The organism is Pseudorhodoferax soli (genome assembly GCF_003337555.1).
Classification (GTDB): domain Bacteria; phylum Pseudomonadota; class Gammaproteobacteria; order Burkholderiales; family Burkholderiaceae_C; genus Pseudorhodoferax; species Pseudorhodoferax soli.
Genome location: NZ_QPJK01000002.1, coordinates 269186 through 286317, shown reverse-complemented (window position 1 = coordinate 286317; position 17132 = coordinate 269186). Strand labels below are relative to the sequence as shown.

The window sequence follows — 17132 nt, the reverse complement described above, 5'->3', positions numbered from 1 at the left end:
CGATCGGTTTCTAAGCTACCCCCACCGCATCGACACCCACGAGTTCTCACATGTCCGCCCTTCCTGCCAGCACCGAACCTGCCACCGCCGCCACTGTGGCCACCGCGCCGCGCGCCATCGTCCACCGCACGCGCGGCAGCACGCACGGACCGGTCACGCGGCTCATGAGCCCTGGCGACCTGGGCCAGGTGCTCAAGCCCTTCGTGTTCCTGGACCTGGTCCACTTCCAGCCCGGTGCCGCCGGGCAGAACTTCGGCATGCACCCGCATTCGGGCATCGCCACGCTGACCTTCCTGTCCGAAGGCGACGTGCGCTACGAGGATTCGACCGGCCAGGCCGGCGTGCTGCCGGCCGGTGGCGTGGAGTTGATGCGTGCTGGCGCCGGTGTCTGGCACACCGGCGCGCCGGTGGGCGACGTGCCCGGCCGTGGTTTCCAGCTGTGGGTGGCGCTGCCGGCGGCGCTCGAGCACGCGCACGCACACAGCCAGTACCTGGCGCCAGCGCAGGTGCCGCAGGATGGACCGGCGCGCGTGCTGTTGGGCCGGTACGGCGCGGCGCAGAGCGCCATCGCGGCGCCGTCGTCGATGGCCTATCTCTCGGTGCAACTGCGCGACGGGGAGCGCTGGCGCTACACCCCGCCCGAGGGCCACAGCGTGGCGTGGGTGGCGGTGGCCAGTGGGCAGCTGTCTGCGGGCGAGCCCATCGCGGCGGGCGAGCTGGTGGCCTTCGCGCGCTCCGGCCAGGCCATCGACTTCGCCGCCGAGGGCGACACCCACTTCGTGCTGGGCTCGGCCGCGCCGCATCCACACGCGCTGGTGCTGGGCTCCTACTCGGTGCACACCAGCGCCGAGGCGCTCGCCCGCGGCGAGGCCGAGATCCGGCGGCTCGGCATGCAACTGCAGCAGGCCGGCCGGCTCGGCTGACCGCCGGGCGGGCTGGCGCACTGCGCAGCACGCCGCCCGCTGCGGCCAGGCTCGTGGCCGTGCGCTGGAGCGATTTGAACGAGGCGCTGGGCAGCCTGCCAGCGTGGAACGACCGCATCGTCATCGACGGCACCAACCCGGTCGAGTTCCTCGGTCCGGATTCGCCCGACGCCAAGGACCCTGCCAATCCGCTGGACGCCCATGGCATCAAGGCCATCGACCTGGGCGGCCGGTCGTCGAGCGAGGTGTTCCGCGCCCTGGTGCCGGGCGCCCGCGTCGTCAAGGCGCTCAACCACCTCGATGTGAACGTGCTGGCGCAGCCCGAAGCTTGCGGCGGCCAGCGCGTGCAGTTCTATTCGGGCGACGATGCGCACGCCAAGACGCAGGTGTGCAAGGTGCTGGAAGCCATCGGCCCCGCCGGGCCGGCTCAGCGCGTGAAGCTCTTGCCCTCGGCCGCCATGCGCTCCAGCAGCGGCGACAGCGTGAAGCCGGGGCCCATGCGGTCGCCATAGGCCTGCAGCCGGGCCACCACGGTGGGCAGGCCCACGGTGTCGGCGTAGAACATCGGCCCGCCGCGGTACACCGGCCAGCCGTAGCCGTTGACCCACACCACGTCGATGTCGCTGGCGCGGATGGCGATGCCTTCGTCCAGGATCTTCGCGCCCTCGTTGACCATGGCGTACACGCAGCGCTCGAGGATCTCTTCCTTGCCGATGGCCCGCGCCACCTTGCCTTGCTCACCCATGAGATCGCGGATGATGCCGCGCGTCACCTCGCTGGGCTGGGCGGTGCGCGTGCCGTCCACCACGGCGTAGTCGTAGTAGCCGGCGCCGTTCTTCTGGCCGCGCCGGTCCATCTCGCATAGGCGCTCGCGGATGGTGGCGCCCTTGCTGGTTTCCTTGCTCCAGCCGATGTCCAGGCCCGCCAGGTCGCTCATCGCGAACGGGCCCATGGGCAGGCCGAAGTCGTAGAGCACCTGGTCGATGTCCCAGGGCATCGCGCCTTCCAGCACCATGGCCTGCGCCTGGGCGCTGCGTGCCGCCAGGATGCGGTTGCCGATGAAGCCGGGGCACACCCCCGAAACGGCCGCCACCTTGCCGATCTTCTTGGCGATCTGCATGGCGGTGGCCAGCGCCGTGGCACTGGTCTTGGCGCCGCGCACGACCTCGAGCAGCTTCATCACGTTGGCGGGCGAGAAGAAGTGCATGCCCACCACGGCCTCGGGCCGCGAGGTGGCGGCGCTGGCGATCTCGTTCACGTCGAGCGCCGAGGTGTTGGTGGCCAGCACGGCGCCGGGTTTGCAGATGCGGTCGAGCTTGCCGAAGATCTCTTTCTTGACCGCCATGTTCTCGAACACGGCCTCGATCACCAGGTCGCAATCGGCCAGCGCCTCCATCTGCAGGCTGCCGGTCAAGAGATCCATGCGCTGCTCCACCTGCTCGGTGGTGAAGCGGCCGCGCTTGGCCGAGTTCTCGTAGTTCTTGCGCACCACCGCGAGGCCGCGGTCCAGCGCGGCCTGCTGGGTCTCCACCAGCACCACCGGGATGCCGACGTTGGCGAAGTTCATCGCGATGCCGCCGCCCATGGTGCCGGCGCCGATGATGCCGACCTTGGCCACGCGGGCCGTGGGCGTGTCGTCGGGCACGTCGGGGATCTTGGTGGCCTTGCGCTCGGCGAAGAAGGCGTAGCGCTGCGCGATGGACGGCGTGCCGGCCACGAGTTCGGTGAACAGCCGGCGCTCGGTGGCCAGGCCTTCGTCGAAGGAGAGGTTGACGGCCGCCTCGATGCACTGGATGTTGGCTTCGGGGGCCGGGAAGCCGCGGAACTTGCGCGCGTTGTCCTGGCGCACCTTGGCGAAGATCTCGGGGTGCGCGCGCGCGGCGAGCAGCTTGTCGTCGTTGTCACGCACGCGGCGCAGCGGCCGGCCCTCGGCCAGCACCGTGCGCGCGAAGGCGATGGCGCCGGCGCGCAGTTCGCCCTCGGGCACCAGCGCGTCGACCAGGCCCATCTCCAGGCACTTCCTGGCGGGCACGTGGCTGCCGTTGAGGATCATGTCCAGCGCTTTCTCCACGCCCACGATGCGCGGCAGGCGCTGCGTGCCGCCAGCGCCGGGCAGCAGGCCCAGGTGCACCTCGGGCAGACCGCACTTGGCGCTCGGCACGGCCACGCGGTAGTGGCAGCACAGCGCCACTTCCAGGCCGCCGCCCAGCGCGGTGCCGTGGATCGCGGCGATGACGGGTTTGCTGGCGCCTTCGATCTGGTCCTGCGCCTCGCGCAGCGAGGGCGCCTTGGGCGGCTTGCCGAACTCGGTGATGTCGGCGCCGGCCAGGAAGGTGCGGCCGTCGCAGATCAGCACGATGGCCTTGACGGCCGGGTTGGCGTTGGCCTCGCGCATGCCCTCGACGATGGCCTCGCGCATGACCTGCGACAGCGCGTTGACGGGCGGGTAGCTCAGCGTGAGGACGCCGATGTCGCCCTCGACGGCGAGGGAGCGGGCGGGGATGGTGGTGGTCATGGAATGTCTCCGAGTTGGGTGGTTGTTTCAGTGATGGAGGTGTTGCGCAACAAAAGCAGGGGCCGAGCGCACCGATGGCCCGTGTGTGACCCCGCTCCCACCCCTGTGCCCACGCCGAGGAGCGCAGTGGACTGGGCGGCGCGGGGAACCTCGCGCTTCAATAACTGACTCATTGCACTTGTCCGAGCTGAACGAACGCAGTGAGTGGTGCGAGTTGTGCAATGCGCCCAGGCCGCGAGCACCGCAGGTTGCCCGGAGCGCCAGCGGAGGGACGGGGGCACCGGGGTCGCCTTCTCTTTGGTTACTTTCTCTTGGGCGATAGCAAGAGAAAGTGACTGCACTGCCGGGGGCACATCCCGGCCCCAGGTGCTCAAGCTTGCGCAGCGTGGTCTATGCACACCTCTGGCTGATCGAGATGAGGAGGCGGGGTATTCGCCCCCGCACGGCGACTTACTTTTCTTGCTTCGCCAAGAAAAGTAAGCAAAAGAAGGCGACCCCGGTGCCCCTGTCCCTGCGCTTCGCTCCGGGCAACCTGCGGTGCTCGCGCCATGGGCTGCATTGCGCAACTCGCACCGTTCACTGCGTTCACTCAGCTCGAACAAGCGCAATGAGTCAGATGTTGAAGCGCGAGATGCTCCGCGCAGCCCATGGCACTGCGCTCCTCGGCAGGGGCACAGGGGGAAGTCACAGTCGGGCCATCGCTGCGCTCGGCCTGGGGTTCGGGCCTTCGCTTCGCTCGGCCGCTGTGCGCGGCGGGGGGATGTGCAGGGCACTTTCATCTCAATTTCCCGGCGGCGCCAGGATGCCGGTGAACAGCGGCTGCGCATACAGCGCCACGGCCTCGTCCATGCCGATGCCCGCCACCCAGGTGCGCAGCGACGATGCAGCGTTGACCATGCCGGCCACCTGCTGCGCGGCCAGGCTGGCGTCCACGGGGCGGATCGCGCCTTCGCGCATGCCGTCGACGATGAACAGGCCGAAGCGCTCGGTCAGCTGGTTGCCGCGCTGGATGGGGTCGTGGCGTGCGCCCTCGGCCAGCACGCTGCGGGCCGACGAGCGCAGCAGCGGCCCGGCGTCGGACAGCTGGAAGCGCACCAGCGCGCAGCTGCTGGAAACGAGCCGCTCCCAGCCCGAGGCGGTCTGCGCCATCGCCTGCAGCTGGGTCTGGCGGATCACGTCGAAGCTGCGTGCGAAGCACTGGGCGACGAGGTCGTCCTTGCTCGCATGGTGGTGGTAGAACGAGCCCTTGGTCAGGTGCAGCCGGGCCGAGATCGCATCGACCGAGGCGCCGCGAAAGCCCTGCTCGTTGACGAGCACCGTGGCCGCCCGCAGGAAGGCCTCGCGCACGTCGGTGCCCTCGGCCTGCGCGGCATGCAGCTGCGGGGTGGGCTGTGCGTGCCAGCGCTGCGGATCGGCAGCCAGGCCGCCGAGCAACAGCTCGGCCAGCGCGTCGGCGGCCAGCAGATAGTCTTGCGGCTCGTAGCGGTCGATCCAGGTACGCATGATGTTGGCCAGGGCCAGCAGCAGGTGCGTGCGCGCATTGCGCTGGGCCGGGGTCCAGCCGGCACCGGGGAAGCATTGGCGCAGGCTGCGGAACAGCGCGTTGTAGGCCGCCACCACCTGGTCCACCTGCGGCGCGGCCAGCGCGCGGATCTCGTTGAACGACACCAGCGCGCCGCGCCGGCCCGTGGCGATGTCGGCCAGCAGCGCGGCCTGGCCGCGCAGGACGGCGCGGATGCGGCGCTCGGGCGTGGGTTCGGCCAGGGCCGCCTTCACCACCTCCTGCATGGCCGCCACGGCCTGCAGCATGCAGTCGGCCGCGAGGTCTTCCTTGTGGCGGTGGTAGTAGCTGACGCTGGCCTTGTGCAGGCCCACGCGCTCGGCCACGCCGGCCAGCGTGACGCCCTTCATGCCGTGCCGGTTGAACTCCTCGGCGGCAGCGGCCAGGATGGCCTCGCGCTTGACCTGGAAGCGGTCGGTGGTGCGGCTGGCGGGCGCAGCGCTGGCGCGGCGCGGCCGGGCGGTGGCGGCGGTGGCGGTGCTGGCCGCCGTCACAACACCTCGAACAGGCCCGCGCCGCCCATGCCGCCGCCGATGCACATGGACACCACGACATGCTTGGCGCCGCGGCGCTTGCCTTCCATGAGCACATGGCCGGTGAGGCGCGCGCCGGTCATGCCGAAGGGGTGGCCGATGGCGATGGAGCCGCCGTTGACGTTGTAGATGTCGGGGTCGATGCCGAGCTTGTCGCGGCTGTACAGGCACTGGCTGGCGAAAGCCTCGTTCAGTTCCCACAGGTCGATGTCGGAGATCTCCAGGCCATGGCGCTCCAGCAGGCGCGGGATGGCGTAGATGGGGCCGATGCCCATCTCGTCGGGCTCGCAGCCCGCCACGGCCCAACCCTTGAACGCGCCCAGCGGCTGCAGGCCACGGCGCTCGGCCTCCTTGGCTTCCATGAGCACGACGGCGGCGGCGCCGTCGGACAGCTGGCTGGCGTTGCCCGCGGTGACGAACTTGCCCGGGCCCTTGACCGGCTCCAGCTTGGCCAGGCCGGCGAGCGTGGTGTCGGGCCGGTTGCACTCGTCGCGGTCGACCACGGTGTCGACATAGCTCTCGGCCTTGGTGGCCTTGTCGACGACCTTCATGCGCGTCTTGACCGGAATGATCTCGTCCTTGAACTTGCCGGCTTCCTGCGCCGCGGCCATGAGCCGCTGCGAGCGCAGGGCGTACTCGTCCTGGTACTCGCGCGACAGGCCGTAGCGCGCGGCGACGATGTCGGCGGTGTCGATCATGGGCATCCAGATGGCGGGGTGCGTTTGCAGCAGGCTGTCGTCGCGCCCGCCGCCGCCGCCGCCCTGGAAGCTGATGGAATCGACGCCACCGCCGACCATCACGTTGGCGCCGCCTTCGACGATGTGGTGCGCGGCGATGGCGATGGCGTTGAGGCCCGACGAGCAGGCGCGGTTCAGCGTCATGCCCGAGGTGGTGACGGGCAATCCGGCCAGCAGGCCGGCGGCGCGTGCCACGTTGCCCGAGGCGGCCACGCAGCCGGCGATCACGTCCTCGACCTCGGCCGGGTCGGCGCCGGAGCGCTGCACGGCGTGCCGGATGGCATGGCCCAGCATGGTCATGCTGGGGGTGTCGTTGAAGCCGCCGCGGCCGGCCTTGGCAAGGCCGGTGCGGGCATAGGAGACGATGACGGCTTGGCGCATGGCGGTGTCCTGTGGATGGGAGTAAAGGGCACGGAGCTTGGCAGGTGTCCGGTGCGGGACAGACCGTACTCCAGGGATGAAACGCCAAAAATGGTAGCGGCGCAGCCTGCTGCGCCGCTCGGTGCAAACCCTGGAATCGGCTGTCGCGGATTGGACTCCGCGGGGCCGGGCGATCTTCCATACTGTGTGTCTGAAACAACCGAACCACAGCACGCCTGGAGACCCTTCGACCATGAGCAAGCCCACCCCCGCTTTCGGCTTCAACCCGACCGACGAACTGAACGACCTGCGCATGTCCGCCAAGGCCTTGCCGCTGTACGAGCACGTCAAGCGCTTCATCACCGAGACGGTGGCGCCGATGGCCGAGAAGTACGAGGCGCTCGGCAAGAACCGCGTCGGCGAAGAGCGCTGGCAGTACGCGCCCGGCCAGCTGGAGCTGCTCAATGCCGCCAAGGACCAGGCCAAGAAAGAGGGCCTGTGGAACTTCTTCCTGCCCGACGCCGAGACGGGCGAGGGCCTGTCGAACCTGGACTACGCCTACATCGCCTCCGAGCTGGGCAAGGTGCCGCTGGCCAGCGAGAGCATGAACTGCTCGGCGCCGGACACCGGCAACATGGAGGTGCTGGAGCGCGTGGGCACGCCTGAGCAGAAGGAGCGTTGGCTGAAGCCCCTGCTGAACGGCGAGATCCGCTCGGCCTACGCGATGACCGAGGTGCACCACGCCTCGTCGGACGCCAAGAACGTGGCCACCAGCGCGGTGCTCGACGGCGACGAGTGGGTCATCAATGGCGAGAAGCACTACATCTCGGGCGCAGGCAGCCCGCGCTGCAAGATCTTCATCACCATGGTGCGCACCAGCCCGGATGCGCCGGCGCACAAGCAGCAGTCCATGATCCTCGTGCCCAAGGACACGCCGGGCGTGAAGATCGTCGGCGCCATGCACGTGTTCGCCGAGGACCATGCGCCGCACGGCCACATGCACATCGTGTTCGACAACGTGCGCGTGCCCAAGTCCAACATGCTGCTGGGCGAGGGCCGCGGCTTCGAGATCTCGCAGCTGCGCCTGGGTCCGGGCCGCATCCACCACTGCATGCGCTCCATCGGCGCGGCCGAGAAGGCGCTGGACCTGATGGTCGAGCGCGGCATCTCGCGCGAGGCCTTCGGCAAGCAGCTGGCCTGGCTGGGCGGCAACGTGGAGATCATCTCGCGCGCACGGATCGAGATCGAGAGCATGCGGCTGATGGTGCTCAAGGCCGCCAAGGCCATGGACGTGCTGGGCAACCGCGAGGCGCGCCAGTGGGTGCACATGGTCAAGGCCATGGTGCCCGAGCGCGTGTGCAAGATCATCGACCAGGCGATCCAGATGCACGGTGCGCTGGGCGTGTCGCAGCACACGCCGCTGGCGCACATGTACGCGCAGCAACGCACGCTGCGCCTGGCGGACGGGCCGGACGAAGTGCACCACCTGGTGGTGGGCCGCAACGAGATCCGCATGCACGAGGGCAGCAAGGAAGACGACGCCAGCATGGCGGCGGTGTTCCGCAATTGAACGGCGGCGGCTCGCGGACAATCGCGGCCGCCCATGAACACCTCCCCTGCGCAGACCACCAAGTTCGCCGACAAGCGCGAGGCGCTGATCGCCTCGGCCAGCGGCCTGCTCAACGAGCGCGGCATCCGCGGCACCACGCTGTCGGCGGTGGCCGAGGGGGTGGGCCTCATCAAGAACAGCGTCACCTACTACTTCCGGCGCAAGGAAGACCTGGCGGCGGCCTGCTACCTGCGCAGCATCGACCTGTACAACCGCCTGACCGACGAGGCCATGGCGCAGGCGGGAATGCCCGCGCGGCTGGGTGCGCTGCTGCGTGCGCATGCGCAAGTGCTGGCGGCGGTGGAGCAGGGCCTGCATGCGCCCGTGACGCGCTTCCACGACCTGCGCGCGCTGCGCGGCGAGCACATGGCGCCGGTGTACGCGGCCTACGAGGACATGTTCCGCCGGCTGCGGCGCCTGCTCAACGACGAGGCCACGGCAGACCGCAGCGCGGCCAACGCACGCACGCACATCGTGCTGGGCGTGGTCAACGCGCAGCGCGTCTGGCTGCTGCGGCACGAGCCCGAGCGCTTCGGCGCGGTGGCCGACAGCATGCTGGGGCTGTTGCTGCGCGGCGTCATGGCCAGCGGCGCGCGCTGGCAGGCAGAGGGCTGCGAGCTGCGCTGGCAGCTGGGCTCTGCGGACCTCTCGCCCTCGGCCGCCTTCCTGCGCACGGCCACGCAGCTCATCAACGAGCAGGGCTACCGCGGCGCCTCGGTCAACCGCATCGCCGAGCGGCTGAACATGACCAAGGGCGGCTTCTACTACCACAACGAGACCAAGGACGACCTGGTCGCCTGCTGCTTCGACGAGACCTTCGCCATCGTCCGCCAGGCTTTGGCGCAGGCCGAGCAGGAGCAGGTGAGCGGCTGGGAGCGGCTCAGTGCCGTGCTGCGCGCGCTGGTGCTGTTCCAGATCACACCCGACGGCAGCCCGCTGCTGCAGTGGTCTGCCGTGCCGACCTTGCCGGACGCGGCCGAACGCAGCCGCATCCGCCAGGCGCTGGGCCGCATTGGCGAGCGGTTGGCGTCGCTGGTGGTGGGCGGCATGGTGGACGGCTCGATCCGGCCGCTGGACCCGATGCAGGCCGCGCAACTCGCCATGGTGGGCATCAACGCCGCGGCGGAACTGCAGCGCTTCGTGCCGGGCACGACGCCGCAAGCGGCGGTGGAGCTCTACGTGCGGCCCCTGCTGATGGGGCTGGAGTAAGGCTCAGGCCGGCATGCCGGCGCGGCGCTGCAGTGCTTCGGTCGACAGCACGGTGATCTGGGCCTCGCGCGTGTCGAGCACGCGCAGGCGGCGCAGGTCCTGCATGCCCTGGTTCAGCCGCTGGCGGCTGGTGGCGACGAGCTGCGCGAGGTCGGTCTGGGTGAGCGGCAGCGTGAGCCGAAAGCCCTCGTCCTGCGGCTGGCCGAAGCGCTGGCCGAGGTCGAGCAGGCAGGCGGCCAGGCGCTGGCTCAGCGGGGCACTGGCGGCTTGCAGCACGGCCTCCATGGCGGCGCGCTGGCGCGCGGCGCTCCAGCGCAGCAGGGCGTGGCGCAGGTCGGCGTGGGCGGCGGTGAGCCGGCGCAGTGCATCGAAGCGCAGCGACACCAGCACCGCATCGGCATGGGCATGGGCGCTGCAGGCTTCGGCCAGCCGGCCCAGGGCCGGGCCCTCGCCGAACCATTCGCCCGGCGCGACCAGGGCCGTGCTGAGCTGCCGGCCCGATGCGCTGACGCTGCCCAGGCGCACGGCGCCGCTGGCCACGCCATGCCAGAGCGCGCTGTGCTCGCCCTGGTGCAGCAGCTGGTCGCCGGCGGCAACCTTGGAGACGCTGAGCGCGGCCATGAGCGCCTCGCGCGCCGCCTCGCCCACCCCGGCCAGCCAGGCGCCGGCCAGCAGCGTGCGCTGCTGGGTGGGCGAGACGCTGGGCGGGCGCGGCCGCTCCAGCGTCCAGGCGCGGTGCTGCGCGCTCGAGCCGGGCTCGGGGCGCCAGACCAGGGCGTGCAGCGGAGCGAAGCGGTCGGAGACGGCGGGATGCGTCGGTGCGAGCAGGGTCACGGGTGGCTGGTGCTGAAGAAGGACAATGGCCGGCTGGCGGCAGGCCGGGAAGACGCCCAGCTTGCCAGCGCGACCCTCCGATGGCGAATGCAATGTGCGCATCACGCGGTATTTGCCGCATGCATAGCCTGCCTCACCCTGGCGCGAGACCATGCAGCTGTCCCGAATCGACCTGAACCTGTTTGCCGTCTTCGATGCGATCTACCGCGAGCGCGGCATCACGTCGGCCGCGCGCCAGCTGCACCTGTCGCAGCCCGCGGTGAGCCATGCGCTCGCGCGGCTGCGCGAGCTGCTGGGCGACCCGCTGTTCGAGCGCCAGGGCAATGTGATGATCCCCACGCCGATGGCCCGCATGATGGCGGGCACGGTGCACGCGTCGCTGGGCGGGCTGGACCAGATGCTGCGCCAGGTCGGGCAGTTCGACCCGGCCAGCAGCCAGCGGCTGTTCACGGTTGCCACCAGCGGCTCGGCCGAACTGTCGTTCCTGCCGGATCTGGCCGAACGCGTGGCGCGCGAAGCCCCGGGCATCCGGCTGGCCACGGTGCGGGCCGACCGCGGCAATCTGGATGAAGACCTGCGCAGCGGCGAACTCGACCTGGCGCTGGACATCGGCCTTCCGCTGACGGCGGAGATCCGGCGCCAGCAGATCGGCGCGAGCGAACTCGTGGTGCTGGCCCGGGTCGGGCATCCGGCCATCGGCCCGGGCTTCGACATGGAGGCCTATCTCGCGCAGGAGCACGTGCTGGTGACCGGGCGCCGGCGCGGCGTGGGCTTGGAGGACGTGGCGCTCGGCCGGCTGGGCATGCGCCGCCGCATCCGTGTGCGCTGCCAGCGCCACGGTGCGGCCAGTGCCATCGTTGCGCGCACCGACCTGTTGGCCACCATGTCGCGCTCGCAGGCCGTGCTGGACAACGCGCAGGCCGGCATCCAGGTGCTGGCCCTGCCGGTGGCGTTGCCGGAGCTGGAAACCTTTCTGTACTGGCATGCGTCCACCGACACGGACCCGGCGTCGCAGTGGTTTCGCGCGGCCATGCAGCAGGCCTTGGAGGCCTGATCGCGCTGCCCATGGGCGCCTTGCGGCTGACACAGGGCCTGGCATGGCACATGCTATTCTTGCCGCGCCACAGGCTTGCAACCCGCGCTGCGCTGCAAGAACCATCTCCCGCCGGCCCGCGCCGGCCTTGCGAAGAACACCAATGATCCTTGTCACCGGCGGTGCCGGCTATATCGGCTCCCATGTTTGCGTCGAACTGCTGCAGGCGGGCCACGACGTCACCATTTTTGACAATTTTTGTAACAGCAACCCGGAGTCGGTGGCCCGCATCGCACGCATTGCGGGCAAGGCACCCAGCTTGGTGCGTGGCGACATCCGTGACCGGGCGGCGCTGGTCGACGCACTGAAGTCGAGCGGCGCCAGCGCTGTGATCCACTTCGCGGGCCTGAAAGCGGTGGGCGAATCGGTGCAGCAGCCGCTCTCCTACTACGACAACAACGTCGTGGGCACGCTGCGCCTGCTGGAAGCCATGCGCGAGTGTTCCGTGCAGCAGCTGGTGTTCAGCTCCTCGGCCACCGTCTATGGCGACCCGCAGCGCCTGCCGCTGACCGAGGACCATCCGCTTTCGGCCACCAACCCCTATGGCCGCAGCAAGCTCATGATCGAGGACATGCTGCGCGACCTGCAGCTGAGCGATGCGTCCTGGCGCATCGCCATCCTGCGCTACTTCAACCCGGTCGGCGCGCATGCCAGCGGCCTGATCGGCGAAGACCCGCGCGGCGTGCCGAACAACCTCATGCCCTACGTGGCGCAGGTCGCCATCGGCCGGCGCGAGCAGCTTCAGGTCTGGGGCAACGACTACCCCACGCCCGACGGCACCGGCGTGCGCGACTACATCCACGTGGTGGACCTGGCCGTCGGCCATCTGCGTGCGCTGGAGCGCTTGCAGACGCAGGAGGGCGGCCTCACGGTCAACCTGGGCACCGGCACCGGCTACAGCGTGCTCGACATGGTGCGCGCCTTCGAGCAGGCCAGCGGCAAGCCCGTGCCCTACCAACTCGCGCCGCGCCGCGCCGGCGACGTGGCCTCCTGCTATGCCGATCCGGCCCAGGCACTGGCCGTGCTGGGTTGGCGGGCCGAACGCGACCTCGTCGCCATGTGCCAGGATGCCTGGCGCTGGCAGAGCAGCAATCCCAACGGCTACGCCGCCTGAAACCCATTCCAACTCCGTCTGAAGCAACGATGCTGATCCAACCTGTTGTCCTGTCCGGCGGCTCCGGCACCCGCCTGTGGCCGTTGTCGCGCGAGAAGTACCCCAAGCAGCTGCTGCCGCTGATCGGTGACGATTCGCTGCTGCAGGCCACGGTGCGCCGTGTCGAGGGCCTGGCCGGCGTGTCCGTGGCCGCGCCCATGGTGGTCTCCAACGAGGAATACCGCTTCGTCATCGCCGAGCAGCTGCGCCTGATGGGCAAGCCGGGCACCATCGTGCTGGAGCCCATCGGCCGCAACACCGCGCCGGCGCTGACGCTGGCCGCGCTCGCAGCGCGCCGCGACGGTGCCGACCCGGTGCTGCTGGTGATGCCGGCCGACCATGTGATCGTCGATGTGCCGGCGTTCCAGGCCGTCGTGGTGCAGGGCGCGAAGCTGGCCGAGGCCGGCGCCGTGGTGACCTTCGGCATCACGCCCGACACGCCCGAGACGGGCTACGGCTACATCCAGTCCGGCGCGGCCTTCGAGGGCGGCGCCAGCCGCATCGCGCGTTTCGTCGAGAAGCCCGACCGCGCCACGGCCCAGGGCTATCTGGACGCGGGCGGCTACGCCTGGAACAGCGGCCTGTTCATGCTCAAGGCCTCGGTCTGGCTGGCGGCGATCGCCGGCTGCCGCGCCGACATCCTGGCCGCCTGCGAGACCGCCTTCGGCCAGGGCTCGTCCGACGGCGAGTTCCTGCGCGTGGACAAGGCCGCCTTCACGGCCTGCCCCAGCGATTCCATCGACTACGCGGTCATGGAGCGCCTGGCCGCCGGCGGCCGCGAAGACCTGCCGGCCGGTGTGGTGCTGCCCCTGTCGGCCGGCTGGTCCGATGTCGGCGCCTGGGATGCGCTGTGGCAAGTGCTGCCCAAGGACGAGAGCGGCAACGTGAAGCAGGGCGACGTGCTGCTGCACGACAGCCGCAACACGCTGGCGCTGTCCGAAGGCCGGCTGATCGCCTGCGTGGGCGTGGACAACCTGATCGTGGTGGAGACGGCAGACGCGGTGCTCGTGGCCAACAAGGACAAGACGCAGGACGTCAAGAAGATCGTGGACGCGCTCAAGCGCGAAGGCCGCTCCGAGGGCCAGCTGCACCGCAAGGTGTTCCGCCCGTGGGGCTGGTATGACAGCGTGGACAACGGCGCGCGCTTCCAGGTCAAGCGCATCGTGGTCAAGCCGGGCGGCCAGCTGTCGCTGCAGATGCACCACCACCGCGCCGAGCACTGGATCGTGGTGTCGGGCACGGCCAAGGTCACGCGCGACAAGGAAAGCTACCTGGTCTCCGAGAACGAGTCGACCTACATCCCGCTGGGCTCCACGCACCGGCTGGAGAACCCGGGCCGCCTGCCGCTCGAGATGATCGAAGTGCAGTCGGGCAGCTACCTCGGGGAAGACGACATCGTGCGCTTCGAGGACGTCTACGGCCGCTCGCAATGAACATCGCCAGCACGCCTGCCGTCCAGGCCGCCACGGCCAGCGCCGCTTCGCAATCGGTGCCCGCCGATGCGGTGCAATCGACGGTCCAGTTGCGCGTGCTGAAGAAGGCGCTGGATGCGCAGGAGGCCGCTGCGGCGGCCCTGCTGGAATCGCTGCCGCCGCCACCGCCCGTGCCGCAAGGCATGCTGGGCACGCGGCTCGACGTCTACGCCTGAGCCGCGGTCCTGCGCGTTGAACCGGCTCAGCCGGTGTTGCGCAGCCCGGCCGAGATCCCGTTGATGCAGATGTGGATGCCGGTGCGCACGCGCTCGTCAGACTGGCCGGCGCGGTAGCGGCGCACCAGTTCCACCTGCAGGTGGTGCAGCGGGTCGATGTACGGGAAGCGGTGGCGGATCGAGCGCTGCAGCGCGGCATTGCCGGCCAGGCGCTGCTTCTCGCCGGTGATCTGCGCCAGCGCCTGCGCCGTGCGCTGCCACTCGGCCTCGATGGCACCGAACACCTTCTTGCGCAGCCGCGCATCGCTGACCAGCTCGGCGTAGCGCGCCGCCAACTGCAGGTCGCTCTTGGCCAGCACCATGTCCATGTTGGACAGCAGCGTGCGGAAGAAGGGCCACTGGCGGTACATCTTCTGCAGCAGCGCCATCCGTTCCTTGGCGCCCGCGGGCTTCCTGCCCGTGCTGGCCTGCTCAGTGTCGCCGGCCAGGAAGGTCTCGACGGCGGAGCCGAATCCGTACCAACCCGGCAGCGTGAGCCGGCACTGGCCCCAGCTGAAGCCCCAGGGGATGGCGCGCAGGTCCTCGATCTTCTGGCTCGCCTTGCGCGAGGCCGGGCGCGAGCCGATGTTGAGTTCGGCGATCTCGCGGATCGGCGTGGACTCGAAGAAGTAGTCGGTGAAGCCCGGCGTCTCGTAGACCAGGTGCCGGTAGGCGCGCATGCTGGCCTCCGACAGCACGGCGGCCGCGTCGAGGAAGGCCGGCGTGGCGGCCTTCGTCGGCTGCAGCAGCGTGGCCTCCAGCGTAGCGGCGACCAGCGTCTCCAGGTTGCGCCGGCCGATCTCGGGGTTGGCGTACTTGGAGCCGATCACCTCGCCCTGTTCGGTCAGCCGGATCTGGCCCCGCACGGTACCGGGCGGCTGCGCCAGGATGGCCTGGTAGCTCGGGCCGCCGCCACGGCCCACGGTGCCGCCGCGGCCGTGGAACATGCGCAACGTGATGTCGTGGCTGCTGGACAGTTCGTCGAACAGCTCCACCAGCGCGAGTTCGGCGCGGTACAGCTCCCAGTTGCTCGTGAAGATGCCACCGTCCTTGTTGCTGTCCGAGTAGCCCAGCATGATGTCCTGCTCGCCGCCCGAGCGCTGCACCAGCCGCGCGATGCCTGGCAGCGCATAGAACTCGCGCATGATGGGCGCGGCGTTGCGCAGGTCCTCGATGGTCTCGAACAGCGGCACCACGATGAGGTCGCAGCTGGCGCCTTCACCGCGGGCGCCCTTGGCCTTGGCCTCGTCGAGCAGGCCGTGCATGAGGCCCACTTCCTTCTGCAGCAGCAACACCTCCAGCAGGTCGCTGACGGTCTCGGTGTGGCTGATGATGTAGTGGCGGATCGCGTTGCGGCCGTAGCGCTGCAGCACGCTGCGGGCGTTCTCGAAGATGGCCAGTTCGTGGCGCGCGAGATCGGAGTACTGGGCGCCGAGCACGCGCAGCGGCCGCGCGTCGTTGAGCAGGCGCAGCAGCAGCGCACGCTTGGCGGCCTCGTCGAGCGCGGCGTACTGCGGCTCCAGGCGCGCCGTGGCCAGCAGCTCGGCCACCACCTCCTCGTGCTTGTCCGAGCTCTGGCGCAGGTCCAGCGTGGCCAGGTGGAAGCCGAACACGTCGACGGCGCGGATCAGCGGGTGCAGGCGCTGCGCGGCGAAGGCGCCGCCATGGTGCGACTTGAGCGAGGCCTCGATGGTGCGCAGGTCGGCCAGGAAGTCCTCGGCCTTCAGGTAGGCGTTCTGCGGCGCCACGGCGTGGCGCGCGGCGTCGCCGCCCGTCAATGTCTTGAGCGTGGCGGCCAGGCGTGCGTACATGCCGGTCAGCGCGCGGCGGTAGGGCTCGTCCTTGCGGTGCTCGCTGGTGTCGGGCGAGCGCTCGGCCAGGGCCTGCATCTCGGCCGGGATGTCGACGAGGCGGGCCGACAGCGAGAGTTCGGCGCCCAGGTGGTGCACCTCGGTCAGGTAGTGGCGCAGCGCCATCTCGGCCTGGTGGCGCATGGCGTATTCCATGGTCTCGGCGCTGACGTTGGGGTTGCCGTCGCGGTCGCCGCCGATCCACTGGCCCATGCGCAGGAAGCTGGCCACCGGCTGGTTGCCGAGCTCGCGCTCGAGCTGCGCGTAGAGCTTGGGGATCTCGCGCAGGAAGGTCGCCTCGTAGTAAGAGAGCGCGTTCTCGATCTCGTCGGCCACCGTGAGCTTGGAGAAGCGCAGCAGGCGCGTCTGCCACAGCTGCATCACGCGGGCGCGCAGCTGGGCCTCGTTGGCGGCCAGTTCGCGCGGTGCGAGTGCGTCGCGGCCGGTGCCGGCCAGCTGGGCGCGCAGGCGCACTTCGTCGCGCGCGGTGAGCAGCTGGGCGATGTCGCGTTCGGCATCGAGGATGCTCTTGCGCTGCACTTCGGTCGGGTGGGCGGTCAGCACGGGCGAGACGTAGCTCGTAGCCAGCGTCATCGCGATGGCCTTGGGCGAGATGCCGGCCCAGCGCAGGCGCGACAGCGCCACGTCGATGCTGCCCTCCTGCGTGTTGCCGGCGCGCTCGTGCACGGCGCGGCGGCGGATGTGGTGGCGGTCCTCGGCCAGGTTGGCCAGGTGGCTGAAGTAGGTGAAGGCGCGGATCACGCTGACGGTCTGGTCGGCCGTCAGGCTCTTGAGCAGCTTCTTGAGCGCCTTGTCGGCTTCCTCGTCGGCATCGCGGCGGAACGCGACGGACAGCTTGCGCACCTGCTCGATGAGTTCGAAGGCGGGCGCGCCATCCTGCTCGCGGATCACATCGCCCAGCAGCCGGCCCAGCAGGCGGATGTCCTCGACCAGGGGCCGCTCCGCATCGCGCGCCGCGGCACGGCTGCGCTGGGGCGTCTCGTCGGTGGCAGGGGCTGCGGCCGCAGCGGTGGGAGAGGGCGCCTGGTCTTGTGTTTTCATGTTGGA

The 17132-nt window shown here is 70.1% G+C and carries 13 protein-coding genes; 8 read left to right on the top strand and 5 right to left on the bottom strand.

The window, feature by feature from the left end; genetic code table 11:
- Positions 1-50: 50 nt before the first annotated feature.
- Both DES41_RS08020 and DES41_RS08015 read left to right on the top strand, forming a co-directional pair.
- Complete coding sequence (locus DES41_RS08020) at positions 51-923, top strand: pirin family protein (protein ID WP_114467116.1); 873 nt, start codon at positions 51-53, stop codon at positions 921-923.
- 59 nt (positions 924-982) lie between these two features.
- A complete protein-coding gene (locus DES41_RS08015) occupies positions 983-1435 on the top strand; it encodes an NAD(P)-binding domain-containing protein (protein ID WP_342769642.1) in 453 nt (150 codons plus the stop codon).
- Here DES41_RS08015 and DES41_RS08010 read toward each other — a convergent pair.
- The 3 genes from DES41_RS08010 to DES41_RS08000 all read right to left on the bottom strand — a co-directional run bounded on the left by DES41_RS08010 (position 1351) and on the right by DES41_RS08000 (position 6650).
- Positions 1351-3438 (bottom strand): 3-hydroxyacyl-CoA dehydrogenase NAD-binding domain-containing protein, encoded by a 2088-nt coding sequence (locus DES41_RS08010; protein ID WP_114467115.1) that lies wholly within the window; start codon positions 3436-3438, stop codon positions 1351-1353. The two genes, DES41_RS08015 and DES41_RS08010, sit on opposite strands and share 85 nt — an antisense overlap.
- Positions 3439-4218: 780 nt before the next feature.
- Entirely contained in the window at positions 4219-5493 is a 1275-nt protein-coding gene (locus DES41_RS08005; RefSeq protein ID WP_211332930.1) for a TetR/AcrR family transcriptional regulator, read from the bottom strand.
- Positions 5490-6650: an acetyl-CoA C-acyltransferase gene (locus tag DES41_RS08000; RefSeq protein WP_114467114.1), complete on the bottom strand. Its 1161-nt coding sequence runs from the start codon at positions 6648-6650 to the stop codon at positions 5490-5492. The genes DES41_RS08005 and DES41_RS08000 overlap by 4 nt, the downstream gene beginning before the upstream one ends.
- A gap of 292 nt (positions 6651-6942) precedes the next feature.
- On the opposite strand from DES41_RS08000, the gene DES41_RS07995 reads away from it, so the two are divergent.
- Positions 6943-8199, top strand: coding sequence for an acyl-CoA dehydrogenase family protein (locus DES41_RS07995; protein ID WP_425466352.1), 1257 nt, complete (start codon positions 6943-6945; stop codon positions 8197-8199).
- Positions 8200-8232: 33 nt separating this feature from the next.
- Positions 8233-9447, top strand: a complete 1215-nt coding sequence (locus DES41_RS07990; RefSeq protein WP_114467112.1) for a TetR/AcrR family transcriptional regulator — start codon at positions 8233-8235, stop codon at positions 9445-9447.
- A 3-nt stretch (positions 9448-9450) separates the two neighbouring features.
- On the opposite strand, the gene DES41_RS07985 is transcribed toward DES41_RS07990, so the two are convergent.
- On the bottom strand, positions 9451-10281 hold the full coding sequence (locus tag DES41_RS07985) for a Crp/Fnr family transcriptional regulator (protein ID WP_170168127.1): 831 nt from the start codon (positions 10279-10281) through the stop codon (positions 9451-9453).
- A gap of 151 nt (positions 10282-10432) precedes the next feature.
- On the opposite strand from DES41_RS07985, the gene DES41_RS07980 reads away from it, so the two are divergent.
- From DES41_RS07980 to DES41_RS07965, 4 genes are all read left to right on the top strand, one after another.
- On the top strand, positions 10433-11335 hold the full coding sequence (locus DES41_RS07980; RefSeq protein ID WP_114467110.1) for a LysR family transcriptional regulator: 903 nt from the start codon (positions 10433-10435) through the stop codon (positions 11333-11335).
- A 142-nt stretch (positions 11336-11477) separates the two neighbouring features.
- Positions 11478-12488: a UDP-glucose 4-epimerase GalE gene (gene galE, locus DES41_RS07975; RefSeq protein ID WP_114467109.1), complete on the top strand. Its 1011-nt coding sequence runs from the start codon at positions 11478-11480 to the stop codon at positions 12486-12488.
- A gap of 29 nt (positions 12489-12517) precedes the next feature.
- Positions 12518-13960 (top strand): mannose-1-phosphate guanylyltransferase/mannose-6-phosphate isomerase, encoded by a 1443-nt coding sequence (locus DES41_RS07970; protein ID WP_114467108.1) that lies wholly within the window; start codon positions 12518-12520, stop codon positions 13958-13960.
- Positions 13957-14175 carry a putative motility protein gene (locus DES41_RS07965; protein WP_114467107.1) on the top strand — a complete coding sequence of 73 codons (219 nt, stop codon included), beginning with the start codon at positions 13957-13959 and terminating at the stop codon, positions 14173-14175. The genes DES41_RS07970 and DES41_RS07965 overlap by 4 nt, the downstream gene beginning before the upstream one ends.
- Positions 14176-14201: 26 nt before the next feature.
- Here DES41_RS07965 and ppc read toward each other — a convergent pair whose 3' ends face one another.
- Entirely contained in the window at positions 14202-17126 is a 2925-nt protein-coding gene (gene ppc, locus DES41_RS07960; protein WP_114467106.1) for a phosphoenolpyruvate carboxylase, read from the bottom strand.
- Positions 17127-17132: the final 6 nt, after the last annotated feature.